The sequence below is a fragment of the Nonomuraea sp. NPDC050790 genome (genome assembly GCF_044456745.1).
Lineage (GTDB): Bacteria > Actinomycetota > Actinomycetes > Streptosporangiales > Streptosporangiaceae > Nonomuraea.
This window is the reverse complement of the sequence record NZ_JBITGF010000013.1, coordinates 141,465-166,312: the sequence shown is the minus strand read 5'-3', so window position 1 is coordinate 166,312 and position 24,848 is coordinate 141,465. Positions and strand designations below refer to the sequence as shown.

At 72.6% G+C, this 24,848-nt stretch carries 20 protein-coding genes and 1 riboswitch; of the genes, 8 read left to right on the top strand and 12 right to left on the bottom strand.

What is annotated here, in order from left to right:
- Positions 1-40: 40 nt before the first annotated feature.
- Positions 41-3,232: a BTAD domain-containing putative transcriptional regulator gene (locus tag ACIBEJ_RS46115; RefSeq protein WP_397189339.1), complete on the top strand. Its 3,192-nt coding sequence runs from the start codon at positions 41-43 to the stop codon at positions 3,230-3,232.
- On the opposite strand, the gene ACIBEJ_RS46110 is transcribed toward ACIBEJ_RS46115, so the two are convergent.
- The 4 genes from ACIBEJ_RS46110 to ACIBEJ_RS46095 all read right to left on the bottom strand — a co-directional run bounded on the left by ACIBEJ_RS46110 (position 3,229) and on the right by ACIBEJ_RS46095 (position 8,461).
- The gene (locus tag ACIBEJ_RS46110) at positions 3,229-3,885 is read right to left on the bottom strand and encodes a hemerythrin domain-containing protein (RefSeq protein WP_397189338.1); all 657 of its coding nucleotides are present in this window, start codon (positions 3,883-3,885) and stop codon (positions 3,229-3,231) included. The two genes, ACIBEJ_RS46115 and ACIBEJ_RS46110, sit on opposite strands and share 4 nt — an antisense overlap.
- Positions 3,886-3,942: 57 nt before the next feature.
- On the bottom strand, positions 3,943-7,320 hold the full coding sequence (locus tag ACIBEJ_RS46105) for a protein kinase (RefSeq protein ID WP_397189370.1): 3,378 nt from the start codon (positions 7,318-7,320) through the stop codon (positions 3,943-3,945).
- Positions 7,321-7,417: 97 nt separating this feature from the next.
- Positions 7,418-7,966, bottom strand: coding sequence for a GNAT family N-acetyltransferase (locus tag ACIBEJ_RS46100; protein ID WP_397189337.1), 549 nt, complete (start codon positions 7,964-7,966; stop codon positions 7,418-7,420).
- Between the two features lie 9 nt (positions 7,967-7,975).
- Positions 7,976-8,461, bottom strand: coding sequence for a shikimate kinase (locus ACIBEJ_RS46095; RefSeq protein WP_397189336.1), 486 nt, complete (start codon positions 8,459-8,461; stop codon positions 7,976-7,978).
- A 30-nt stretch (positions 8,462-8,491) separates the two neighbouring features.
- On the opposite strand from ACIBEJ_RS46095, the gene ACIBEJ_RS46090 reads away from it, so the two are divergent.
- The 3 genes from ACIBEJ_RS46090 (at position 8,492) to ACIBEJ_RS46080 (ending at position 12,214) form a co-directional block, all read left to right on the top strand.
- The gene (locus ACIBEJ_RS46090; protein WP_397189335.1) at positions 8,492-8,752 is read left to right on the top strand and encodes a hypothetical protein; all 261 of its coding nucleotides are present in this window, start codon (positions 8,492-8,494) and stop codon (positions 8,750-8,752) included.
- Positions 8,753-8,793: 41 nt separating this feature from the next.
- Positions 8,794-8,907: riboswitch (TPP riboswitch) on the top strand.
- Complete coding sequence (gene thiC / locus ACIBEJ_RS46085) at positions 8,900-10,615, top strand: phosphomethylpyrimidine synthase ThiC (protein ID WP_397189334.1); 1,716 nt, start codon at positions 8,900-8,902, stop codon at positions 10,613-10,615. Its footprint overlaps the riboswitch before it by 8 nt.
- A 57-nt stretch (positions 10,616-10,672) precedes the next feature.
- The gene (locus ACIBEJ_RS46080) at positions 10,673-12,214 is read left to right on the top strand and encodes a Coagulation factor 5/8 type domain-containing protein (RefSeq protein ID WP_397189333.1); all 1,542 of its coding nucleotides are present in this window, start codon (positions 10,673-10,675) and stop codon (positions 12,212-12,214) included.
- Between the two features lie 35 nt (positions 12,215-12,249).
- On the opposite strand, the gene ACIBEJ_RS46075 is transcribed toward ACIBEJ_RS46080, so the two are convergent.
- Together ACIBEJ_RS46075 and ACIBEJ_RS46070 are read right to left on the bottom strand one after the other, a co-directional pair.
- Positions 12,250-12,399, bottom strand: a complete 150-nt coding sequence (locus tag ACIBEJ_RS46075; protein ID WP_181019798.1) for a GPGG-motif small membrane protein — start codon at positions 12,397-12,399, stop codon at positions 12,250-12,252.
- Positions 12,400-12,414: 15 nt separating this feature from the next.
- Positions 12,415-12,921: a DUF6328 family protein gene (locus ACIBEJ_RS46070; protein WP_397189332.1), complete on the bottom strand. Its 507-nt coding sequence runs from the start codon at positions 12,919-12,921 to the stop codon at positions 12,415-12,417.
- An 86-nt stretch (positions 12,922-13,007) separates the two neighbouring features.
- On the opposite strand from ACIBEJ_RS46070, the gene ACIBEJ_RS46065 reads away from it, so the two are divergent.
- Positions 13,008-13,808, top strand: a complete 801-nt coding sequence (locus tag ACIBEJ_RS46065) for an SAM-dependent methyltransferase (RefSeq protein WP_397189331.1) — start codon at positions 13,008-13,010, stop codon at positions 13,806-13,808.
- On the opposite strand, the gene ACIBEJ_RS46060 is transcribed toward ACIBEJ_RS46065, so the two are convergent.
- The 3 genes from ACIBEJ_RS46060 to ACIBEJ_RS46050 form a co-directional block, all read right to left on the bottom strand.
- Positions 13,805-14,680 (bottom strand): hypothetical protein, encoded by an 876-nt coding sequence (locus ACIBEJ_RS46060; protein ID WP_397189330.1) that lies wholly within the window; start codon positions 14,678-14,680, stop codon positions 13,805-13,807. The genes ACIBEJ_RS46065 and ACIBEJ_RS46060 overlap by 4 nt on opposite strands.
- A 53-nt stretch (positions 14,681-14,733) precedes the next feature.
- Positions 14,734-16,917, bottom strand: coding sequence for an accessory Sec system translocase SecA2 (gene secA2, locus ACIBEJ_RS46055; protein WP_397189329.1), 2,184 nt, complete (start codon positions 16,915-16,917; stop codon positions 14,734-14,736).
- 111 nt (positions 16,918-17,028) lie between these two features.
- Positions 17,029-17,964, bottom strand: coding sequence for a DMT family transporter (locus ACIBEJ_RS46050; protein WP_397189328.1), 936 nt, complete (start codon positions 17,962-17,964; stop codon positions 17,029-17,031).
- A 231-nt stretch (positions 17,965-18,195) separates the two neighbouring features.
- On the opposite strand from ACIBEJ_RS46050, the gene ACIBEJ_RS46045 reads away from it, so the two are divergent.
- On the top strand, positions 18,196-18,567 hold the full coding sequence (locus ACIBEJ_RS46045; protein ID WP_397189327.1) for a VOC family protein: 372 nt from the start codon (positions 18,196-18,198) through the stop codon (positions 18,565-18,567).
- A 79-nt stretch (positions 18,568-18,646) separates the two neighbouring features.
- Complete coding sequence (locus tag ACIBEJ_RS46040; protein ID WP_397189326.1) at positions 18,647-19,537, top strand: DMT family transporter; 891 nt, start codon at positions 18,647-18,649, stop codon at positions 19,535-19,537.
- On the opposite strand, the gene ACIBEJ_RS46035 is transcribed toward ACIBEJ_RS46040, so the two are convergent.
- Positions 19,434-20,603 carry an FAD-dependent monooxygenase gene (locus ACIBEJ_RS46035; RefSeq protein ID WP_397189325.1) on the bottom strand — a complete coding sequence of 390 codons (1,170 nt, stop codon included), beginning with the start codon at positions 20,601-20,603 and terminating at the stop codon, positions 19,434-19,436. The two genes, ACIBEJ_RS46040 and ACIBEJ_RS46035, sit on opposite strands and share 104 nt — an antisense overlap.
- A gap of 78 nt (positions 20,604-20,681) precedes the next feature.
- Here ACIBEJ_RS46035 and ACIBEJ_RS46030 point away from each other — a divergent pair, with 78 nt between their 5' ends.
- Positions 20,682-21,224, top strand: a complete 543-nt coding sequence (locus tag ACIBEJ_RS46030) for a TetR/AcrR family transcriptional regulator (RefSeq protein WP_397189324.1) — start codon at positions 20,682-20,684, stop codon at positions 21,222-21,224.
- A 432-nt stretch (positions 21,225-21,656) separates the two neighbouring features.
- Here the strand turns inward: ACIBEJ_RS46030 and ACIBEJ_RS46025 are convergent, their stop codons facing one another.
- Positions 21,657-24,182, bottom strand: a complete 2,526-nt coding sequence (locus ACIBEJ_RS46025) for a hypothetical protein (RefSeq protein ID WP_397189323.1) — start codon at positions 24,180-24,182, stop codon at positions 21,657-21,659.
- A 24-nt stretch (positions 24,183-24,206) separates the two neighbouring features.
- A complete protein-coding gene (locus tag ACIBEJ_RS46020; protein ID WP_397189322.1) occupies positions 24,207-24,770 on the bottom strand; it encodes a GNAT family N-acetyltransferase in 564 nt (187 codons plus the stop codon).
- Positions 24,771-24,848: the final 78 nt, after the last annotated feature.

Genomic DNA, 24,848 nt, shown 5'->3' with positions numbered 1-24,848 from the left:
GCGGCATATCCGCTTCCGCGATGGATACGGTGGCGGTGTTGTGCTGACCTTCCAGGTGCTCGGCCCGCTCACCGTCCACGTCGACGGCGAGCCGCTGGTGCTGGGCCGGCCGCGGCAGCGCTCGGTCCTGGCCAGGCTGCTGGCCGCGGGCGGCCAGGTGGTGCCGGTCGACCGGCTCATCGACGACCTTTACGCCGACGAGGCTCCGCCCAAGGCACTGGCCGCCGTCCAGAGCTACGTCTCCAACCTGCGCCGCGCACTCGACCCCGGCCGCTCGCCGCGCTCGTCCGGCGGGGTGCTGGTGACCGTCCCGCCCGGCTACGCGGTACGGCTGCCCGCCGACGCCGTGGACGCCTGGCGGTTCGAGAGCCTGGTACGCGACCCGTCGGCCGACGCCGCCACGCTGGCCGAGGCGCTGGAGCTGTGGCGCGGGCCCGCCTACCAGGAGTTCGCCGGGCTGGCGTGGGCCGACGCCGAGGCGGCCAGGCTGGACGAGCTGCGCGCCTCGGCCGTCGAACGGCACGCGGGCGAGCTGATCGGGCAGGGCGGGGCGGCGCGGGCCGTACCGGACCTGGAGGCGCTCGTCGCCGCCAACCCCCTGCGCGAGGGCGCGTGGGCGCTGCTGGCGCGGGCCCTGTACCGGTGCGGGCGGCAGGGCGAGGCGCTCGGCGCCCTGCGGCGGGCCCGCGCCCACCTGGTGGCGGAGCTGGGCGTCGATCCCGGGCCCGAGCTGCGGCGGCTGGAGGAGGACATCCTCGCCCAGGCCGCCCATCTCAGCGACCGTCCCGCCCCGGCCGCGCCGCCCGAGCGGCCGGTGGCGCCGGCGCAGCCGTACGTGGGCAGGCGGGAGGAACTCGCGCGGGTGCTCGCGCTGCGCGCGGGGGTGGTGCTGGTCAGCGGCGAGCCGGGCGCGGGCAAGACGGCCTTCATCGAGCAGGTCAGGGCCGGGCTCGTGGCCGAGGGCTGGGCGGTCGGCTGGGGACGCTGCCCCGAGCACGAGGGGGCGCCGCCCGGCTGGGCCTGGGCGGAGCTGCTGCGCGAGCTGGCCGCCACGTTGCCGCCCGACGACCCCGAGGCGCTCGCGCCGCTGCTGCGCGACACCGCCGCGCGCGGCGAGGCGGCCAGCGCCCGCTTCCGCCTGCACCGCGCGGTCGCCGCCTTCACGGGCGCGGCGGCGGCCAGGCGGCCGCTCCTCATGGTCCTGGACGACCTCCACCGCGCCGACGCCGAGACGCTCGCCCTGCTCACCCACGTGATCGCCGAGAACACCGCCGCCCGCCTCCTGGTCATCGGCTCCTACCGCCACACCGAGCCCGGCGAGCACCTCGCCGACGCCCTGGCCGCGATCGCCGCCCACGGACCGCTCCGCGTCGAGCTGGGCGGGCTGTCGCGGGCCGAGGTGGCGGAACTGGTCCGGGTCACCTGCGAGCGCCCGGCGCCGCCCGAGGCGGTCGCCGAGATCGCCGAGCGCACCGGCGGCAACCCGTTCTTCGTCAGGGAGACCGCGCGGCTGCTCGACTCCGAGGGCACGCTCGCCGTCCCCGCGGGCGTGCGGGACGTGCTGCGCCGCCGCCTGGGCAGGCTCCCCGCGCAGGCGCTCACGATCCTGCGGCACGGCGCGGTCATCGGCAGGGAGAGCGGCGTCGCCGTGCTGACGGCCGTCAGCGGCGGCGACGAGGACGCGGTGCTGGAGGCCATCGAGTCCGGCCTGGTCACCGGGCTGCTGACCGAGCCGGAGACGGGCCGGCTGCGCTTCGCCCACGTGCTCATCCGCGACACGCTCTACGACGACCTGTCGCGCATCCGCCGGGCGAGGCTGCACGGCCGGGTCGCCCGCGCGATCGAGGAGCACGAGCCCGGCGACGTGGCCGCCCTGGCCCACCACTTCCACGCCGCCGCGGAGCCGGCGAAAGCCGTTCACTATGCCCGGCTCGCCGCGCGGCAGGCCGAGCGGCGCTTCGCGTTCGCGCAGGCGGCCGAGCTGTGGCAGCAGGCCCTCGACGGCTTCGACGGCACCGCCCGCGAGCGCCTGGAGCTCACGCTGGCGAAGGTCGCCGCGCTGGCCAACGACGGGCGGCTGGTCGAGGCGCGCACCCACCGCACCCGGGCGGTGCGCGAGGCGCTGCCCTTCGACGACCCCGAGCTGCTCGCGCGGGTGATCGTCTCCTTCGACGTGCCGATGTTCTGGAGCAGCAGGGAGTACGGCGGGCTCGACACCGACCTGCTGGCCGCGGTCGAGTCGGCGCTGGAGGCCCTGCCCCCGGGCGACGGCAGGGCCCGCTGCCAGTTGCTGACCACGCTCGGCTTCGAGCTGGAGGGCGAGCCCACCGAGCGCGGCTACCTGGCCTCCCAGGAGGCCGTCGCCATGGCCCGCCGCCTGGGCGACCCCGGCCTGCTGACCCTGGCGCTCAACGGCCGCCACCACGAGAGCTTCCGCCACGACGGCCTGGCCGAGCGCGAGGAGATCGGACGCGAGCTGCTCGCGCTGGCCGAGACCGGCGGCACCGTGGAGGTGCTGGCCCACCTGATGCTCATGCAGAGCGCCACCGGCCGCGCCGACTTCGCCGCCGCCGACCACCACGCCGCGCGGGCCACCCGCCACGGCCTGGCGCTGCCCGAGGCGGTCGTCGGCTTCTACCGCGGCCTGCGCGCGACCCTGGCCGAGGACTACACCGAGGCGGAACGCCGCTTCCGCGCCGCCGCCGAGGTCGCGGGCCGCCTCGGCATGTGGCAGCACGAGTCCGGCGTGCTCCTGCTCGCCCTGTACGGCATGCGGCTCCAGCGCGGCGACCTGTCCCCGCTGCTGCCCGAGATCGAGCCCTGGATCGGCTACGAACCCTGGCGTGACCAGGTCACCGAGCTCCACGCCCTGGCCCTGTGCCACGCGGGCCGCAAGGACGAGGCGCGGGCCAGGCTGTCCGGCCCGCTGAAGCCGATCAGGCGCGACTACTTCTGGCACATCCTCACCGCCGTCCGCGCCCTGCTGGGCCGCGAGCTGGACGACCGGCCGCGCATGGAGTCGGCCTACGCCGACCTGCTGCCGGTGGCGGCCCAGCCCGTGGGCGGCACCGGCTACCTGGCCGTCTGGCCCACGGCTCAGGTCCTCGGTGACGTGGCCGCCCACCTGGGCCGTCCCGCCGAAGCCCACTACCGGCAGGCCCTGGACGTGGCCGAGCGGGCGGGCGTGGCACCCTGGATCGCCGCCGCCCGCGCCCGCCTCGGCGACGGCTAGCCGAACAGGAGCCGCTCGCGCCGCGCGAACCCGCCTCGGGTCAGGGCCAGCAGCACACGGAACGGCAGGCCCGCCTCCGCCAGCAGCCCGTCGAGCTCCGGCTCGGTGGCGTGGCGGGCCAGCCACGGCACGGTGAAGGTCAGCTCCTTGACCGTGGCACGCCTGGCCACCTGCTTCTCCACCCACGCATACGCCTGGTACGGCACGAACCTGGAGACGATCGGGAACAGGTCGGACTCCTCCTCGGCGATGTGCGCGTCGAGCAGCGCGAGCAACCCCGTCAGCTCGGCGCCGAGCGTGGCCGGATGGCCGGGCACGGCCTCGCGGCAGCGGCGCAGCAGCGGCTCCAGCGCCTCGTGGTCGTCGGTGAACAGGCTCAGGTCCACGGCCCGCCCGGCGGTGCGCTCGATGATCGGCCACAGCAGGTCGTCCTCGTTGGCGTGGTGGTGGTCGATCTCCACGAGCAGGCTGGAGACGTAGCCGCGCATGGCCGCGGTCCGCGCCACGCCCAGCGCCCCGGGCCTGGCCAGCAGGTCGGTGAGCCGCCGCAGATCGGCGAGCATGGCGCGGTGGATGACGTACATGGAGGTCAGGTCGGGCTCCCGCTCGCCGCCGTGGCGGGGGGTGAACGTGGGAATCTGTACGGTGCTCATGCCGGTCAGCATGAGCCGCCGCTCTTTCCGTCCTCTGGTGGCGTACTTGTCGCCCGTTCAGCAACTGCTGCGGTAGTCGGCCTCGGGGATGAGCCTGGCCCACTCCGACTCGCTGAGCGCGCCGCCCGCCCGCGCGCACACCTGCTCGGCGGCGAGCAGGGGGTCGATCGGCGACTCCTGCACCTCGCCGCCCGGCTGCACGACGAACAGCCGCCGCCCGTCGTCGCTGAAGACCATGTCGGCGGGGTAGGCGTCCACCGGCGCCTGGCCGACCTCGCGCAGCGAGTCCGCCTCCCACAGCTCCACCCGCTCGCCGCCGACGGCCAGCAGCCGGCCGTCGGGGGAGAAGCGCAGGTGCTTGGCGCCCGAGGAGACGGGCGCGGTGCGGCCCTTGCCGGTCGGCAGATCCCACAGCAGCATGCGGCCGTCCTCGCCGAGCACGTAGCCGAGCGTGCGGCCGTCCGGGCTGAACGCGACCGCGTCCGGCGCGAGGTTGCGCACCCCGGCCGGGTCGCGGGTGACCCGGCCGCTGGCTAGCTCCACGAGGTCGGCGCCGGCGGCCAGGGTCCTGCCGTCGGGGCTGAAGGCCAGCGCGCCGGTCCCGACGCCGGAAAGCGTGCGGGCCTTGCGGCCGTCGTGCACGTTCCACAGGTCGATGTCCGTCCCGCGTACGACCGCGAGCGTGCCGCCGTCGGGCGAGAGCCGTACGGCGGAGGGCTCGTGGCCGGTGTCGATGGCGTTGACGCGGCGGCCGGCGGCCACGTCCCAGATCACGACGGGGTCGGCGGCGACGGCCAGCAGCGTGCCGCCGTCGTCGAAGGCGAGGTCGCCGGTGCCCTGGATGCGGCCGATCGGCTGCTTCTTCAGCGCGTCGGTGAGCTTGATCGCGCCGGAGACCTCCAGCGCGGTCACCCGGCCGCCGGGCGACAGCCGTGCCATCCCCATGCTGACCGCCTCCTCGTCGGGCGTGAGCTCGACGGCGCTGGAGACGTCGATCGACACCACCGAGCCCGCGCCCTTCACGTAGCGCAGCTCGCGGCCGTCGGCGGAGAAGGCGAGCGGGGCGTCCGCCTGCCGGACCGGGTACTGGCCGAGGATGCTCGCGTCGGCCACCCGCCACAACTGGGCCTGGTCGGCCAGCCGCTCGGCCAGGAACCTGCCGTCCGGACTGAACACGACCGGCAGCAGCGAGCCGCCCGTGCTCGGCAGCATGCGGCGCGCGCCGGTCGCGGTGTCGACGAGCGTGATCCCGCCGGCGCCGGTGACGGCCAGGCGGGAACCGTCCGGGCTGAAGGCCAGCGGCAGCTCCGACCCGCTCTTGGCGACCGGCACGTCCACCTGGAAGGCGGCGGTGCGCCGGCCGGTGCGCAGGTCCCACAGCTCGGCCCGGCCGCCGCCGCTGCCCGTGCCCAGCGCGGCCCAGCGGCCGTCGCGGGAGACGGCGTAGGTCCTGTCGGTGAGGTCGAGCGGCAGCGGCGCGCCCTCGGCCGGGTAGAGGGCGGTCCTGCCCGCCGCCGACAGGGCCAGCATCCGCCCGCCGGCCAGCAGCTCCACCGCGTCGCCCTGCGGGCGGGCGGCGCCCACCTGCCGGCCCGTGGCCAGTTCGACCGTGCGCACCGTCGAGCCGTCGGAGACGGCCGCCCTGGCGCCGTCGTCGCTGACCGCCTCGATCCGCCCGCCCGGCACCTTGGCGCGGGCCGTGGCCCTGCCGGTGGCGAGGTCCCAGGTGACGACCTGGTCGTCGGCCCGCTTGAGCAGGCTCCTGCCGTCGAAGGCCAGGTGGTACTCGGCCGACGGCACGATCTCCGGGTCGGTGAACACGCTCACCTCCGGCTGGGCCAGCGAGTGCTGCAGCGCGGTCCTGGCCTCGAAGACCGGCGACAGCGCCCAGGCCGCCACGCTGAGCCGCATCGCCGCCCGCGGGTCGGTCGCGCGCATGGCCTCCGCCCGCGCCGCCACCGCCCGCGCGTTGGCCTGCGCGAGCTGCGCGCTGAGGTCCTGGCTCTGCCGTACGGCCAGCGCCGACGCCGACACGGCGACCGCGAGCAGCGCCGCCATCGTGACCAGCGCCAGCCCGCGCCTGCGGCCGCGCCGCCTGGCCAGGGCGGCGCTGCGGTCGAGGAAGTCGCGCTCCAGGGCGTTGAGCTCCAGGTGGCGGCGGGTGGTGGCGGCCCAGCCGAGCGCGGTGTCCAGGGCGCTGCCCTGGTAGAGGTCGGCGGCGCGGCGGCGGTGGGCCTGCCAGTGCAGCGCCGCGCCGCGCAGCCTGCCGTGGACGGCCAGGCCGTCGCGGTCGTCGGCGACCCAGGCGCGCAGCCTGGGCCAGGCGTGGTACAGGGCGGCGCTGGCCGGGGCGACCAGGTCGTCGGAGACGGCCACGAGCCTGCCGGTCTCGGTGTCCTCGGGGGCGACCCTGACGCTGCGCCGTACCAGGAGGCCGGCTTCGGCGAAGCGGCCCAGCACGGCGAGGTCCCCGGCCTCCTCGCGCGGGATGCGGCGCAGTGTCTCGCCGTCGAGCATGCGCAGCAGCAGGCCGGGCACGGCGCGCTGCTGCTCGGGAGTGAGCGAGGCGTAGACCTCCTCCGCGACCTCGCCGAGCGGGCGCTCCCCGCTCAGCCCCTCCGGCGGCCTGACCGCGGCGGCCAGCTCCGCGCCGGCGCTCGGCTCGGCGCTGCCCAGCAGCCCGAGCAGCAGCTCCGCGGCGGCGGGGCGCTCGGCGGGGTCCTTGGCCAGCGCGCGGGCGACCAGCGAGCGCAGCGGCTCGGCCAGGTCGCCCGGGTCGGGGTCGACGGTGAGTACCCGGTGCATGACGCCGCCGAGGCTCTCGGCCTGGAACGGGTCCTCGCCCGTGGCGGCGTACAGGACCACGCCGCCCCAGGCGAACACGTCGGCGGGCGGCCCGGCGCGGCGGCCGGTGAAGACCTCGGGGCTCATGTAGGTGGGGGTGCCGCCGACGAAGCTCGTGCTCGTCCCGTCGGTGGTGCGGGCGACGCCGAAGTCGATCACCCGGGGCCCGTCGGGGCCGAGCAGCACGTTCTCCGGCTTGAGGTCGCGGTGGACCACGCCCGAGCTGTGGACGGCGGCCAGCGCGGTCGCCAGCGCGACGGCCAGCCTGAGCAGCGCGTCGCCGGCGTAGGGGCCGTGGCGCTCGACCGCCTGCCGCAGGTTGGGCCCCTCGACGAACTCGCTGACGATGTACGGCCGTTCGGCGTCCAGCCTGGCCTCGACCACGCGGGCGGTGCAGAAGGAGGCGACCCGGCCGGCCGCCGCGGCCTCCTTGGCCAGGTGCTCGCTCAGCCCGCCGTGCAGGACCTTCACCGCGAAGCGGCGGCCCTGCGCGTCGTAGGCGTCGTAGACGACACCCTGGCCGCCCGCGCCGAGCCGGCCGGCCAGCCAGTAGCCGCCAAGCCGTTCGGGGTCACCGGGCACCAAGCGCATCGTCACTGCCCCTTAGATGCGCGGGAGGCGGGATTGGTTGGCGACGCGGACGCCACAGGTCCCTCGCGCGCCTCGAGGGACCCGTGCGTCATGATCATTATGACAGGGGTTTCCACTCCGTCCGCAGCACGGACATCGTGACGGAGTCGTACCACCGGCCCTCCCACAGCAGCGCGTCGCGCAGCACGCCCTCGCGGACGAAGCCGACCTTCTCGTAGACGTGCTTGGCCCGGTCGTTGAAGTCGTAGACGCCCAGCTCGATGCGGTGCAGCGGAGTGGTGGAGAAGGCATGGGCGAGCACCAGGCGGATGGCCTCGGTGCCGTAGCCCTTGCCGAACGCCCGTGCTCCCACCAGCGCGATGCGCAGGTTGCACGACAGGTTGTCCTTGTCGAGATCGTTGAGGACGATCTCGCCGACGTACCCGTCCTCGGCCATGATCGCCAGGTCGAGCCGGTCGTCGTGGTCGCGGCGGGTGGTGTACCACTCCAGGGCCGCCTTGGGGGCGATCCCGTTGTGGGTGTGGGAGCCCGTGAGCCGGGCGACCTCCGGGTCGTCGCACAGCTCGATCAGGCCCTCGACGTGCTCGGGCCCGACGGGGACGAGCGTGACCCGATCGCCGGCGAGGGTGGGTTTGTTCGCGAACATTTCCCCAATTTATAGAGCCTCATAAATGGTTGTCGCGGTGTTTTCCGGAGTCGTGGACGAGACGTCGAGCCGCAGGTCGGCTAGCTGCTCGAAGTACCGCCCGCGGCGCGCCCGCATAGCCGAGGGCGAGAACTCCGGCCGGTGGTCGGAGGTGCGCATGCGCTGGGCCAGGATCTCGTCGGGGGCGTCCAGCCAGACCACGAAGGCGGCGCCGAGGGCCTCGCGCACCCTCGGGTCCTCCACGGTGCTGGCCGCCGCCGCGATGACCTGGGGCGGCTCGGTGAGCGCGTGGAGCACGTGCTCGGCCTCGCGCCCGTGCAGCACCTGCGCGCCCTCCGTCCGGGCGATCTCGGCGGCGCTGGCGCCGTAACGCTCGCGCAGGAAGGGGTCGCTGTCGCTGAGGGGCACGCCCAGCTCGCGGGCCAGCAGCTTGCCCACGGTCGTCTTGCCGGAGCCCATGAGCCCGATCACGACGACAGGTTTGTTCTTCGACATGGGGATAGGTGTTTCCTCTGGAGGTGCATTATGACAATCGCCGGAGGCATCATCCTCATCATGCTCGGCGCGATCCTGACCTGGGCGGTCGAGTTCGACCTCGCCGGGCTGGACATCAATGTGATCGGCGTCGTCCTCATGATCGGTGGTCTGGTCGGGTTGTTGTTCGGCCTGTACCGGATGCACGTTACCCGCCGTGTCATCCAGGAGCCGGTCTACGAGGACCCGAACGCGCGTCGGACGACGACGGTCTACGAGGAGCGTCGCCGTATCGACGAGCCGCCGCTGTAAAGGGTCTTGTGCGTACCCCGGGTCTCCGGGGTACGGTGGCGCGGTCCGAACGCGGGAGCCCGGTGCAACCGGGCTGAGAGGACGGCTGGAGCAGCCGCCGACCGCCAGAACCTGATCCGGGTAATGCCGGCGAAGGGAGTTTGCGCGATGAGCGACGCGCGCTTTTCCAAGATCCATCTCGGTGACCTGCGGGTGCCCATGCGGCGGGTGCATCTGTCGAACGGCACGGCGGTGGAGCTCTACGACACCTCCGGGCCGGCCAACACCGACATCACGCGCGGCCTGCCGCGGCTGCGGGAGGTGTGGGTGCTGGAGCGCGGTGACGTGGCGCGCTACGGCGGCCGCCAGGTGCGCCCGATCGACGACGGCTTCAAGGAGCAGGCGGCCTGGGCCCGCAGGAACACCGAGGTCTTCCCCGGCGACGGACGCAAGCCGCTGCGGGCCACAGGGGCGCCCGTGACCCAGCTCGCCTACGCCCGGCGGGGCGTCGTCACCAAGGAGATGGAGTTCGTCGCGGTCAGAGAGGGAGTGAGCCCCGAGTTCGTGCGCAAGGAGGTGGCGGCCGGCCGGGCGATCATCCCGGCCAACGTCAACCACACCGAGAGCGAGCCGATGATCATCGGCCGCAACTTCCACGTGAAGATCAACGCCAACATCGGCAACTCCGCGGTCGCCTCCTCGATCTCCGAGGAGGTGGAGAAGATGACCTGGGCCACCCGGTGGGGCGCCGACACCGTGATGGACCTGTCGACCGGGCGCGACATCCACACCACCCGCGAGTGGATCATCAGGAACGCGCCGGTGCCGATCGGGACCGTTCCGATCTACCAGGCGCTGGAGAAGGTCGGCGGCGTGGCGGCCGACCTGTCCTGGGAGGTCTACCGGGACACGCTGGTCGAGCAGTGCGAGCAGGGCGTCGACTACATGACCGTGCACGCCGGGGTGCGGCTGGCGTACGTGCCGCTGACCGCGCGGCGCAAGACCGGCATCGTCTCGCGCGGCGGCTCGATCATGGCGGCGTGGTGCCTGGCCCACCATCGCGAGAGCTTCCTGTACGAGCACTTCGAGGAGATGTGCGAGCTGCTGGCGAGCTACGACGTGGCCTTCTCGCTCGGGGACGGCCTGCGGCCCGGCTCGATCGCCGACGCCAACGACGAGGCGCAGTTCGCCGAACTGCGCACGCTGGGCGAGCTGACCCGGGTCGCCCGCGCGCACGACGTGCAGGTCATGATCGAGGGGCCGGGGCACGTGCCCATGCACAAGATCAAGGAGAACGTCGACCTGCAGCGCGAGATCTGCGACGACGCGCCCTTCTACACGCTGGGCCCGCTGGTGACCGACGTCGCGCCCGGCTACGACCACATCACCTCGGGCATCGGCGCCGCGATGATCGGCTGGTACGGCACCGCCATGCTCTGCTACGTCACCCCGAAAGAGCACCTGGGCCTGCCCGACAAGGACGATGTCAAGACCGGGGTCATCACCTACAAGATCGCGGCCCACGCGGCGGACCTCGCCAAGGGCCACCCGAGGGCGCAGGAGTGGGACGACGCGCTGTCGGAGGCCCGCTTCGAGTTCCGCTGGGAGGACCAGTTCGACCTGTCGCTGGACCCGGAGACGGCGCGGTCGTTCCACGACCAGACCCTGCCGGCCGAGCCCGCCAAGACCGCGCATTTCTGCAGTATGTGCGGGCCGAAGTTCTGTTCGATGAAGATCACCCATGATGTCCGGAAATATGCGGAGGAGCATGGACTTACGGACTCCGCGGCCATCCAGGCGGGGATGGCGGAGAAGGCGGTGGAGTTCACCGAACGGGGCGGCGAGGTCTATGTCCGGGGCGGAAATCCGGCGGACCCAAAATAGCGAGTAGGACTCATATTGGGTCTTGACTGGCGTGTGTAAGGAGCCCACGCTGAGGGCGTGATCAGCCGCATACTCGCCGTCCTGGTCGCCATCGCCCTGCTCGCGTTACCCGCCCCCGCGTTATCCCGCAGCGAGCAGCCCGTGAGCGGCTTCATCGACGCGCACAGCCACCTCATGTCCTACGAAGCCTTCGGCGGCAAGCTGCTCTGCGGCAAGCCGTTCGACCCGGGCGGCATCGCCAGGGCGCTGGTCGACTGCCTCGACCACTTCCCGAACGGTGAAGCCGCCTGGTTCGAGAACTTCACCCGCACCGGCCGGCCGACCGGCACCCATGACCCGGTCGGCTGGCCCACGTTCCGTAGCTGGCCGGCCCACGACTCCCTCACCCACCAGCAGGCGTACTACACGTGGATCGAGCGCGCCTGGCGCGGCGGGCTGCGGATCATGGTCAACGACCTCGTGGCCAACCGGCAGCTCTGCGAGATCTACCCGCTGAAGACCAACCCCTGTGACGAGATGGGCTCCATCCGGCTGGAGGCCCGCCGTACCTTCGAGATGCAGGACTACATCGACCAGCAGAGCGGCGGCCCCGGCCAGGGCTGGTTCCGCGTGGTCAGGAGCCCGGCCGAGGCCCGCTCGGTCATCGCCGCTGGGAAGCTGGCCGTGGTGCTCGGCATCGAGACCTCCGAGCCGTTCGGCTGCCGCCAGACACTCGGCATCCCGCACTGCACGAAGGCGCAGATCGACCGGGGCCTGGACGAGATGTACGAACTCGGCGTCCGCTCCATGTTCGTCTGCCACAAGTACGACAACGCCCTGTGCGGCGTGCGCTTCGACTCCGGCACCCAGGGCGCCATCGTGAACTTGGGCAACTTCCTGTCGTCCGGCCGCTTCTGGCAGACCGAGGCGTGCACGGGCCCGCAGCGCGACAACACGATCTCGCCCGCGGTGCTCCCGCCCGAACTGGCCCGCTGGCTACCGCCCGGCGTCAGCCTGCCCGTCTACCCGCCGGGGCCACACTGCAACAGGCGGGGACTGACCTCGCTCGGCGAGCACATGGTCAAGGGCATGATGAGCCGCGGCATGCTCATCGAGATCGACCACATGAGCGTCAAGGCGGCCGACCGGACGCTGACGCTGCTGGAGCAGGCCGGCTACCCCGGCGTGATCTCCTCGCACAGCTGGACCGACGCGCTCAACTACCAGCGCATCTACCGGCTCGGCGGCATGGTCACCTCATACGGCCACGGAGCGGAGGGCTTCGCCGCGGCATGGCGCGAGACCAAGCCGCTGCGCGACGCGGCCGGCAAGCCGGGATTCGGTTACGGCCTCGACGCCAACGGCCTGGGCAACCTGCCCGCCCCCCGGGCAGGCAGCGCGGTGACGTACCCCTTCCACTCCCATGACGGCTCGGTGAGCTTCGACCGGCACACCACGGGCCAGCGGACCTGGGACTACAACGTGGACGGCGTCGCCAACTACGGCCTGGTGCCCGACTGGATCGAGGACATCAGGTCGCTGGCCGGCGACGCGTTCGTCCAGGACATGGCTCAGGGGGCCGAGGCCTACCTGAAGACCTGGGAGGCGTCTGACGGGTGAGAGAAGGCGGGCCGGCCGAGGCCGGCCCGCCTTCCTCACACATTGAAGATGCTGACTCCGCCGGGACCCACGAGGAATCCCAGCACGATGAGGACGATGCCCCACAGAATGTCCCGTCGGGCCAGGATGACGTAGATCCCGGCGACGACGAGGATGACGGCGATGATCCATAGCAATGTAGCCATGACCTCCTGCTGCCCTCAGGACTCCGTCTCTAACTTCCCTTTAGTCCGATAGATGTCAACGATGGGCTGAAGAAGCCAGAACCAGCCCGCCGTGAGGGCCACCGCGCCGCCGAACAAAGCGGCGGGCCAGGCGTTCAGCACCACCTCCGCCACCATGGCCACCGCCGCCGTCATCGCAACCAGCAGCAACGCCGCTCCCGCCACTCCCAGCCGGTTGGCCCGCTTGATCATGCGTTCCTTGAGCCTGGTGCGGAAGATCAGCCGGTGCTGGGCGGCGGGTGTGATGAAGCACACCGACGCCAGCGCCGCGCCCATGAGCGAGATGAAGAAGAGCCAGATGCCCACGGCGTCGATCTTGCCGAAGCCCTGCTGGAACGGGACGGTCAGCAGGAAGGCGAAGAGCACCTGGACGCCCGTGACCGCCACGCGCAGGCCCTGCAGCAGTTCGGCCAGCTCACGGTCGATGCGTTCCTTGTGTGACTCGCCGGGTCTTCGTGACTCGTCCTCAGAGATGTCCGTCATGCAACCGCGCTACCCCGCTGAGGCGCTGACATACCGGCAGGAGTACGGATACGATCCGCGGCAACGGAACTTCGGCGGAGCCTCCCATGATCAACGAATGGATTCCACCCGGGGTGGACGCCACCCGGCCGAGCGTGGCCCGTGTGTACGACGCGCTGCTGGGCGGCACGGAGAACTTCATCGTGGACCGGGCCGTGGCCGAACGCCTGACCGCCGCCGTCCCCGAAGTGGTCAGCCTCGTCTGGTGCAACCGCGCCTTCGTCGGCCGCGTCGTCGACCACCTCGTACGCGAGGCCGGCGTCACCCAGCTCATCGACCTGGGCGCGGGCCTGCCGACGATCGAGAACACCCACGAGGTCGCCCAGTTCGCCAACCCCGAGGCCCGCGTCGTCTACGTGGACCTCGACCCCATGGTGGAGCCGCACGCCCGCTCCATCCTGCGCACCAACCTGCGCGCCACGGCCATCACCGCGGACGCCACGGACGTGGACGCCGTGCTCGGCCACGCCGACCTGCTGGACCTGATCGACTTCTCCCGGCCGGTGGGCCTGCTCATGATGAGCCTGCTGCACCTGTTCCCCGACGAGGACGACCCGCACGGGCTGGTCAAGGAGTACATGGACGCGCTGCCGAGGGGCAGCTACCTGGCCGCCTCCAACATGATGACCTCCTTCAATCCCAAGGCGAAGGCGCTGGAGGCCATGCTCCACGCCACGATGGGGACCGGCCGCTTCCGCACCGCCGAGTCGATCAACCGCTTCTACGACGGCTTGGAGATGGTCAGCCCGGGCCTGGTCCATCTGCCCCACTGGCGGCCGGAGGGCAGCCCGGGGCCGCTGCAGACGTGGGAGGAACTCCTGCTGGGCGGTGTGGCGTGCAAACCCTAGAGGCGGCCGTTGCGGCGCAGGACGTCGAGGGCGTTGACGGTCGCCACGCCACGCCACTCCAGCGCGCCGGCGGGTGAGATCTTGGCGTACTCGACCGTCCAGCCGCCGTCGGGCTTCTGCGCGGCGGCCAGCCGGTCGAGGTCGGCCTCGATCTGGGCCGGCGTGAACAGGGCGCGGACCGGGCGGTCCGGGTGCGGCGCGAGGTCGAGCGGGGTGAGCTTCTCGTCGGCGGTGCCGCCCTCCACGGGGATCTCGCCGCTGTCGGGGATCAGCTTGGCCAGGCCGTCCAGGAGGGCGGCGGCCTCGGGCTCGCGCTCGTGCACCGCGTCCAGGAAGCGGATGGCGAAGGACAGCACGTAGGCGTGCGGACGGGAGTCCAGCGCGCGGACGGCGTCCAGGCAGTAGCGGGTGGCACGCGCCAGCCACGGATGCCCCGCCACCGACGGGACACGATGGGCGGCCGCCGCGCTGATCGCGGTGATCTGCAGCGAGGAGGTCGTCGCGTCGCCGCCGGCCCACCACGGGGCGGTGCCCGCCCGCTCGGTCAGCGGCAGCGAGAACGGCAGGCCGCCGTCGGGCAGCGTCACCGACTCCAGCCAGTCGCACAGCCGCTCCGCCTGGACGGCGACGGCCGGCGCGATCTCCGCGAACACCTCGAAGGCGTGCAGGGCGGCCCCCGGCTGGCTCTCCGGGGAGCGCAGGTCGGGCTCCAGGCCCCAGCCGTAGCCGCCGTCGGGGTTGCGGTAGGCGTCCACCGCGGACAGCAGCCCGGCGTGGTCGCCCGAGCCGAACAGGACATCGTGGCGCAGCCGGTCGAGGACACGCGCGTGCGTGGCCATGAAGCCGGCGGCGGCGGTCAGGTCAACGGTCATGACCCCATCCTTCCCGCGCCACCCCCGGCCGGTCTTGCACGTTTCGGACGTGTCTAGCCCCGGCGGGCGGCGGAGGTCACGCGCTTGAGGATGCGGTCCCACTCGGTGCCGAACGGGTTGTCCTGCACCAGATAGGTCCAGGTCGCCGAGGGCCGCTTCAGGTCGGGCTCGGACGACTCGAACGACTCCAGCGAGCGCCGCTCGATCTCGGCCTGCAGCGCCTTGTACTCCGCGACCGACTCCCGGTGGAACTCGTCGATCGGGCTCATCCGGCCGAGCGCCCGCAGGTGGATGCCCTCGCGCAGGTCGGTGAGGAAGGCCAGGTGCTCGGTCCAGCAGGTGTCGATCGCGTGCAGGACGATCTGCCGGGCGGTCTCCTCGCGGGTGTCCTCGGGCAGCGACTCCCACCGCTCGGGGTCGGCCTCGGCCAGCGCCTTGGCGGCGGAGTCGGTGTGCAGGACCTTGTCGCGCCACTCCAGGATTAGCTCGCGCTGGTGCTCAAGCAGCCGGGTGTAGCGCCAGGTGTTGCGGTGGATCTCCAGGTTGACGCCCTCGGCCACCCGCTGGGCGTGACCGACCAGGTACGCGCCGCGGCGGTGGCGGACCAGGCCGTCGGGGTCGGCGGCGGGCGGGCGCTCGTCCGGGACGAACTGGGTGATCAGGTCGTCCTGCATGCTGACGAAGAACACCGAGCCGCCGGGGTCGCCCTGGCGGCCGGCCCGGCCGCGCAACTGGTCGTCGAGGCGGCTGCTGGCGTGGCGGCCCGAGCCGATCACGTACAGGCCGCCGAGCTCGGCCACGCCCTCGCCCAGGCGGATGTCGGTGCCGCGGCCGGCCATCTGGGTGGAGACCGTGATGGCGCCGCGCTCGCCGGCCCTGGCGATGATCGCCGCCTCCTCCGCGTCGTTCTTGGCGTTGAGGACGACGGGCTCCAGGCTGCGGCGCTGCAGGAGCTTGGCGAGGTTCTCCGACTCGGCCACGTCGAGGGTCCCGATGAGGATCGGGCGGCCGGTGGAGTGTGCCTCCTGGATCTCCTCGACCAGCGCCGCGTCCTTGTCGGGCACGGTCGGGTAGATCCGGTCGGGCTCGTCCTCACGGACGCAGGGGGTGTTGGGCGGGATGACCGCGACCTTCAGGCCGTAGAACTCGCCGAGCTGCTCGCTGACGGCGACCGCCGTACCGGTCATGCCGGAGATCTTGGGATAGCGCTTGATCAGGCCCTGGATGGTGAGCGAGTCGAGGATCTCGCCCTTCTCGCTGGGCGGCAGCGCCTCCTTGGCCTCCACGGCCGCCTGGAGGCCGTCCGGCCAGCGCTGCAGCACCGCCACCCGGCCGCGCGAGGGGTTGATCAACTGGACCTTGCCGTCGCGCACGATGTAGTCGACGTCCTTGGCCAGCAGGGCGTGGGCGTGCAGGGCCAGGTTGAGCTCGATGAGCGTGCCGGGCTCGTTCTCGTCGTAGAGCTCGACGTCGAGGATGTTCTCGACGCTGTCGGCGCCCTTCGGCGTCAGGTAGACGTTGCGCGCGCCCTCGTCGATCTCGTAGTGGTAGCCGCGCACCAGCGTGCGCACGAGCGCCGCCATCTCCGGTACGGCGCTGCCCTCGTCGGCCGCCCCCGCCATGACGAGCGGCACACGGGCCTCGTCCACGAGCACCGAGTCGGCCTCGTCGATCAGCGCCACCTCGGGCTCCGGCACCACGACCGCCGCCGGGTCGGTGCGCAGCCGGTCGCGCAGCACGTCGAACCCGATCTCGCTGACCGGGCCGTAGGTGACGTCGCAGGAGTAGGCGGCGCGGCGCTCGTCGGGCGTGGAGTTCTGCCCGATCCAGCCGACGCTGACGCCCATGGCCTCGTAGAAGGGCGCCATCCACTCGGCGTCGCGCCTGGCCAGGTAGTCGTTGACCGACATGACGTGGACCCGCTTGCCCTGCAGGGCGTACCCGGCCGCCGCCATCGCGCCGGACAGGGTCTTGCCCTCGCCGGTCGCCATCTCGGCCACGTGGCCGTGGAGGAGCGCGAGCGTGCCGAGCAACTGCACGTCGTACGGCCGCAGGCCGAGCGTGCGGTCGGCGGCCTCGCGCGCGACGGCGCAGAATTCGGCCAGATCGTCCATGGACGGCTCGGGCAGCTCGTCGAGCTCGCCGATCCGGTCGGCGCGGGTGTTCGCCGTCTTGACGATCTTCAGGTACGGACTCAGGCTCACCCCTCCTGGACGGTCCAGGAGATTCCTGATCATTCCGGTAATCGAGGCCACGGTTCCTCCAACGCGCGCTCCCTCGGCACCGTTCCCCCTTATTCCCCCGATAAGGGGTCCGGTACGGCAGGCACCGCCGTACCGGACCCTAACTCACCTTTGCCCGTGCACGGTCAGAACCACCACGGCCGCCAGCAGGAGAACGCACCCCGACCAGGCCAGAAGCGTCAGCCTTTCGCCGAACAGCACCACTCCGATCATGGCGGCTCCGACGGCCTCGCCGAGCGAGATGACCGAGACCGTCGTGGCGGGGAGCGCGGTGAGGGAACGGAAGAACAGCGCGTAGGCCAGGGCGGTCGGCACCGCGCCCAGGAAGAGCAGGGTGGCGGCCGAGGCCAGGGTGAGCTCCGGCAGGACGCCCGCCCCGAGCGCGAACGGCGCCAGGCACACCGCGCCCACCGCGAACCCGCCGACGGCCGTGGCCTCCGGGTGGTCGTGGTGGCGGCGGGAGTAGAGGGTGACGGCGGCGTAGCCGAGCGCGGACACCAGCGCCCACGCCACACCCCCTGTCACGCCCCCCGCGGCGCCGTTCGCGGCGCTTCCCGCGGCGCTGTTCGCGATGCTCGGCGCGGTGCCTGATGCCGCGCCGTCGGTGGAGGGGGCGCCGGTGAGGAGGGCCAGGCCGGTCAGGGCGGTGGCCAGCGCGGCCAGGCCCGCGCGGCTCAGGCGCTCGTCCAGCAGGAACCGTCCGCCGAGGGCGGTGAACACCGGGGTGGCGCCCATCGTCACCACGGTGGCCAGGGCGAGGCCGGACTCGGCGATGGCGGCGAAGTAGGCCGTCTGGTACACGGCCATGCCCACGCCGACCACCACGACCCGCCTGCCCCTGAGCGGCCGTCCGTCACCCGCCGGGGCGCGGGTGAGGAGGAGGGGGAGCAGGAAGACGGCGCCCAGGAGATAGCGCCAGAACGAGACGGAGACCGGGTCCAGGGTGGCGAACAGGAGCGAGCCGGCGGCGCCGCCGGTGCCCCAGGCGGCCGCGGCGACGGAGACGTACACCGCGCCACGGCGCGCGGAGATCGGGGTCATGACTGATCTTTCCGGAAGAGGTGGATGAGGCCCGCGCGCGGGCAGCGCTCACCACCGGACCCGATCGGGTTTCCGGAAGCAGGGAGTTCAGCCGCCCGCTAGAGGGCGGGCGGCGGAGAGCAGATCAGTGGGCGGTGCACACGGCCACCCTAGCGGGAGACAATTTCCTGCTCAAAGGCATGTTCCGGTACCTGACAGAAGATGGCAGGTACGGCTGGCAGAGTCAGCCGCATGACAACCAAGGCCAAACTCCTCGCGTTCACGCTCGACTGCGCGGAGCCCAAGCGGCTCGCCGAGTTCTACCACCAGATCACCGGATACGAGATCCAGTACTCCGAGGACGAGTACGCCGCCGTGAGCGACGGCACCGTGTCCATCTACTTCGGCCGGGTGCCGGAGCGCAAGCCGGTCACGTGGCCGAGTCCCGACAAGCAGTTTCACTTCGACTTCCGGGTTCCGGACGTGGAGAAGGCGGTCGCCGAGTACGAGACGCTGGGGGCCACGAAGCCCGAGTTCCAGCCGGGTGTGACCGACGAGGGCACCCGATGGGTGGTCATGCAGGATCCTGAAGGACATCTCTTCTGTGTATGCCCTTCCTCCTAAAGGCTGATCCGAGGGCGGACACCGGGCCATAAGCTGGGTCAATGCTCTTGAAAGGTTCCTTGCCCCTCTGCGGGCGCCCATGACGTGGGTCGGTCTGGCGATTGCTCTGGCAGGGGCACTGGGATACGCGCTCGGCGCGGCGCTGCAGCAGTACGAGGCGGTGGCTCAGGGGGCGACGCTCAAGCTCGTCAAACGCCCGCGCTGGTGGATCGGGGGCGTCATCGGGTTCACCGGCGCCAGCCTGCACGCCGTGGCGCTGAGCTTCGCGCCGCTGGTGGTGGTGCAGCCGATCAGCGTGGCCACGCTGGTGTTCGCGGTGCCGCTGGCGGCTTTCATGTACGGGCGCAAGCCGTACAAGGCGGAGATCTTCGGGTCGGTGGCCGTCGCGGTGGGGCTGCTGTGGCTGATGCTGCTCGTCCCGCAGGAGCACGTGACGCCGCGGCTCGGGACCCCGGCGGCGCTCGGGTTCCTGGCGGTGATCGGCGTCGTGGTGCTGATCACGCAGGTGTGGGCGCGGCGGGTCGAGGGCGCGAACAAGGCGCTGCTGCTGTCGGTGGGGGCGGGCGCGGTCACGGCGAGCGTGTCCACGTTCGTCCGCGTCGTCGGCGGCGGGCTGGAGGGTGACCTGAGCCGGCTGCTGCACTGGTTCACGCTGGCGGTGCCGGTCCTGCTGATCTGCGCGGTCGTGCTGCTGCAGAAGTCCTACGCGGTGGGATATTTCGGCATCGCCTACGCCGGCGTGCAGGTGATCGACCCGATCACCTCGGTGCTGGCCGGCGCGATCCTGCTCGGTGAACCGCTGCCGACCAGCCCCTCGACCGCGGTCCCCGCGATCATCGCCGCGGCGCTCACCATCGGCGGCACGATCACCCTCGGCCGGTTGGCGCCCGACCACTCGAAGGACCGGTCGAAGCCGGTGGCCGCCAGTCCAGAACCGAGTCCATTGCCCGCAACATCAGATCTGAGCTGAGCCGGCCCGCCGCCCTCATCCCGAGGTCCCGCAGCCCGATCACGACCGGGTTGCGGATCTTCGTCACCCTGCAGATCGCCATGGACCTGCGCACGATGTCCGCGGTACGGCGCAGCCGCGCCCCCGTGTAACCGGCCAGGTCCCCGCCCGCGTGGTGCGCGAGCACGACCGCGTCCTCGACCGCCTGGCAGGCGCCCTGCCCCAGGTTGGGCGTCATCGGATGGGCCGCGTCGCCGAGCAGCGCCACCCGGCCCCGGTGCAGGCGGGGCAGCGGGGTCTCCATCTGGTGGATGTCGTTGCGCAGGATCGCGCCGGGATCCACCGCCGCCAGCATCGCCGGGATCGGCTCGTGCCAGCCTCCGAAGCGCCGCAGCAGTTCCTCGCGCTCGTCGCCGGCCCGCCCGCCGGGGGCGGCGAGGTCGGTGGCGTAGAAGTACGCGACGTCGCCGGCCAGTTGATGGGTCCCGAACACCAGGCCGGAGCCCCAGGTCTCCGTGCTGTGGATCCGCGCGCTCTCCGGCCAGGGCACCAGCCCGCGCCAGGCCGTGACACCCGAGTAGGCCGGTTCCGGGTGCCCGGGGAAGAGCTGCCGCCTGGTCCTGGAGCGGATGCCGTCGGCCGCGACGACCAGGTCGGCCTGGAACGTTCCCGTCTCGGTCTCCACCGTGCCGCTGTCCGGGTCCAGGCCGGTGACTTCTGTGTTCAGCCGGATGTTCGCCCGGTCGAGGGCGTCGGCCAGCAGGTCCACCAGGATCCGTCGCCGCAGGAGCACGACGCCGTCTCCGTAGCGGACCCGGGCGCGTTCCTGGCTGGTCTGCGAGAGCCAGCGCCCGTCGGGCTTGCGAATCCCGGCGGCGCCCTGGACCCGGCCCAGTTCGCGCACCGGGTCCCCGAGCCCGACGGTGTCCAGGGCGCGCAGCCCGTTGGGCGAGACGGCCAGCCCCGAACCCACGTCCTCCAGCGCCGGGGCCCGCTCCAGGACGGTCACGTCCCAGCCCCTGAGCCGGAGCGCCAGGCCCGCGGTCAGCCCGCCCACGCCGCCGCCGATCACCACTGCCGTCGCCATCGCCCACTCCTTCACTACGTCTGTAGTCCGGACCGTACTACAGGCGTAGTCTCGACTACAAGTGTAGTATCCGGTCTCGTGAACCGTTCCGAGCTCATCGCGGAGACCGCGATCGTGTTGCTGGCCGAGCGGGGCATGCGCGGCCTCACCCACCGCGCCGTGGACGAGGCCGCCGGCCTCCCGCCGGGCTCCACCTCCAACCTGGCCCGCACCCGCGCCGCCCTGCTGGAGCTCACGCTGAACCGGCTGACCGCCCTGGAGCGCCGGACCTTCGAGGCGGTCATCGACCCCCGTGACGACCCGATCGACCAGCTCGCCGCCGCCCTCCACGAACAGCTCCACGACAGCCGCCGCACCCTGGCCCGCTACGAACTGGCCCTGGAGGCCACGCGGCGCCCCGAACTGCGCGCGATCTACGACGAGATGGGCAACCAGTTCCGCGCCCCCGCCACGGCCATCGCCGCCGCCCTGGGCTCCACCGACCCGGAACGACACGGGCGGCAGCTCATCGCGTACGCCGAGGGTCTGGTCTTTGACGCGCTGGCGGGGGCGGGGCGGATCCCTGGTTACGACGACCTGCGTAAGGGCTTGGAGGAGGTACTGCGCGGCATGACCGGGTGAGACCCGCCGGCCCGGGGGCGGCCTCTCGGGTAGCGGGCAGCAGGCCCCAGAGCCACCAGGCCGGCCCGGTCGCACCAGGCCGGCCCCGGTCGTGCCAGGCCGGCCCGGGTCGTGCCAGGCCGGCCCGGGTCGTGCCAGGCAGCGCGCGGTCCTCAGGAAGCCGCGCAACGGGGCGAACCCGGTCCCCGCCCCACCATGATCACGGGCGTCGCCGGGCAGGCTTCCGGACACGGCGAGCCTCGGGTCGGGAGAGCACGACCTTGGCTGGACCCAGCGAGCCGTCGGCTGGGAAGGCGAGCCTTGTCAGGAGCAGGAGCAGGAGCAGGAGCAGAGACAGGGGCAGAGACAGGGGCAGAGACAGGGGGCCCTTCGCCGGGGCCGTGGACGGTGGGCCATTCCAGGGGTCCCGGTTAAGGGGGTTTTGGGGGTCGGTTAGTTGGGGGTTGTGGGGGTGGGGTGGCAGAGGTCGCGGTAGGGGAGTTCGGGCAGGTGCCTGGCCCATTCCGCACGGGTGAGGCCGCCCCAGCCGGCGCAGATCGCCTCGGCCGACCGGTCCGCCGGAGTGGCCCGGCGGGTGCCGTCGGCGGCGATCGACAGCACCGTCCCCCGCCCGGCCAGCACCTTGATCCCCGCGCTCGACGGGTCGAACACCGCCTGCACCGGCCGGTCCCCACCGGCCAGCGGCACCTGCCGATCCACGGTCAGGGTGCCGCCCGCCACCTGCCAGACCCGTACCCGGTCGCTGTCGGTCCCGGCCAGGTACCGTCCGTCGGGGCTGAAGCGCAGCGTGCCCGACGCGGGCTGCAGCGGCGTCGACAGCGTCGGCACCCCGGTCAGGTCGTAGAGCTGCACCCCGTCCTCGCCCGCGATGGCCACCCGCCCGCCGTCCGGACTGAAGGCGGTGTAGTCGGGCGGCATCCGCTCCAGCCACGGCGCCGGGCTGACCTGCCCGGTGCGCAGGTCGTCGATCAACGAGCGGCGGCCGTCGAACTCCAGCACCCGCCGGTCGTCCGGCCCCACCACTACGAACCGGCCGGCGAACGCCTCCTCGCCCTGGCCCAGGTCCCAGGCCCACCGCTCGCCGTACTCGCTGCCCTCGGCGAACAGGAACGTGCCTCCGGGGCTGAACCACGCCGCGTGCCGGCCCGGCTGGCTGAGCCCGCGGGCGAACCTCTCCTTGACGCCGCCGCCCGACGTCGTGTCCCAAAAGTAGGTGCGCTGGATGCCGACCAGCGCCAGGTCACGTTCGACCGGGGACCAGGCGATGGCCCGGATCTTCTCCGGCGGGCCCGGCGTGCGCGCGATCTGCTCGCCGGTGGCCGTGTCGAAGATCCGCAGCACGCCGTCGGTCAGCGCGGCCAGCTTCCTGCCGTCGGCGCTCAGCGTGTGCAGCGACCGTTCGGTGGCCGTCGGGTCGGTGAAGGAGCCGTTCACCGGGTCGGTCTCGGACTTGGCGAGCTGGCGCAGGGCCTCGGGCACCGGCGCCAGCGCCCAGGAGGTGAGGCTCAGCTTGCGGGCCAGCACCGGGTCGCTGGGCCTGGCCGCCTCCGCCCTGGTCGCCGCGACCCTGGCCATGGCCTCGTCGACCTTGCCCTGGGCGGTGCCGTACTGCCAGATCGCGACCGCGAGCACCGCGACGGCCACGGCCGCCGCCACGACCCACCGACGGCGCCCTCTGCGCCGCCCCGACGCCAGCCCCGCGTCGAGGAAAGCCTGCTCCTCGCCGCCCAGCGTCACGTGCCGCCGCCCGGTCGCCGCCCACGCCAGCGCCCGGTCGAGCGTGCCGTCGTGGAACAGATCCGCCTCGCGCCGCCCGCCGCTCTCCCACCGCCGCGCCGCCCGCGCCAGTTCCCGGTGTACGGCCAGCCCGTCGCGCTCGGCGTCGAGCCATTCGTGCAGCCTGGGCCATGCCCGGAGGAGCGCCCCGCAGGCCATGGCCACGTTCGTGCCGTCGCGGGTCAGGAGCCCGGCCTCGCCGTACACCTGGAGCACGCGCTCGATCGCGGCGGCCTGCTCCGGCGTGCGCCCGGCCACGAGCTCGGCCCGCTCGACGCGCACGCGGCTGTCCTCGCCGCGCTCGTCCATGCCGACCAGGCGCAGCAGGACCTCGGGAACAAGCTCTTGCTCGGCCCTGCTGAGCGCGGCGTAGAGCTGCTCGGCGCGGGTCCCGAGCGGCGGATCGTCCACCGGCTCGGGCGGGAGTAATCGGCCCTGCTGCGACTGCGGCTGGTCCAGCAGGGACATGAGCAGGTGGCGGGCGCCTGGGCGGTGCTCGGGGTCGGGGTGGAGGGCGGCGGTGACCAGGTCGGCCAGCGCGGGGTCCAGCTCGGCCATGCCACCCGCGGCGAAGGCAAGCGTCCTACCCCAGGCCCGCACATCACCAGCGACCCCACCACCCCTGGAACTGTCATCCCTGGGCCCCTCATCCCTGGGCCCCTCATCCCAGGGTCCGTCAGCCCAGGGTCCGTCAGCCCTGGGTCCGTCGTCCCTGGGGCTGTCACCCCTGGGTCCGTCATCTCCGGGTCGGTCATCCCAGGGTCGGTCATCCCAGGGGCTGTCGGTCTCTCCGGTGCCGAGGCCGACCAGACGTGGTCCGGCGTCGGTGAGCAGGACGGCGCCGGGGTCGAGTGCGCCGTGGACCGCGCCCGCCTCGTGGATGGCGGCCAGCGCGGTGGCCGTGGCGGCGGCCAGGCGGTAGAGGTCGTCGGCCGAGCAGGGACCGCGGGTCTCGACGACCTGGCGCAGGCTCCGGCCCTCGACGTACTCGCTGACCAGGAAGGTGTCGGCGACCTCGACCACGGCGGCCACGTGCAGGCTCTTCACGCGCAACAGCGGCTCGGTCTCCTCCGGCGGCACGCACTGGGTCAGGGCACGGCGCAGCCCCGACTCGTCGTAGGCCTCAACGGTGCGCCCACCGAGCCGGATGCCCAGCCAGTAGCCCCCCAGCCGATCATCCATGAGGGGTTAGACGCCGCCCTTCGGCTAACGGTTCAGGCGGGCCCGGTGCTCGGGCCACTCCTCTTCGAGGATGCCGAAATAGGCGGAATCGCGCCAGGTGCCGTCGGGGCGTCTGCGGTGCCGGCGCAGGGTTCCCTCGTGGACGCCGCCGATGCGGGCGATCGCCGCCTTGGAGCGCTCGTTGCGGTCGTCGGTCTTGAACATCACCCGGTTGTAGCCAAGGGAGAAGGCGTGGTCGATCAGGAGGATCTTGCAGTTCGTGTTGACCTCGGTACGCCAGGCGGCGCGGCCGTACCATGTCCAGCCGATCTCGACGCTCTGGTCGAACCCGGGCACGTCCGCGTACGTCGTCTGGCCGATGGCGCGGTCCCTGTGGATCACCGCGAAGGCCACGTGGTTGGCGGTGACGCCCTTGATGATCCGGGCCAGTTCCTCCTTGGAGTGGGGGGTGGCCACGGGCATCCAGCGCCAGACCTCGTCGTCGCCGCCCCCTGCGGCGAACAGGTCGGGGACGTGGTCGAGGGTGAGCGGTTCGAGGCGGACGACGTCGTTCTCGAGCACGGTGGGGACGGGCATGCGCGCGGTCATGCGCACAGCTTAGAGGTCGGGTTGACCTGGGTTTATGGCCACCTGAGGGGAAATGTGGGAGACCACTGTGGACGGTCA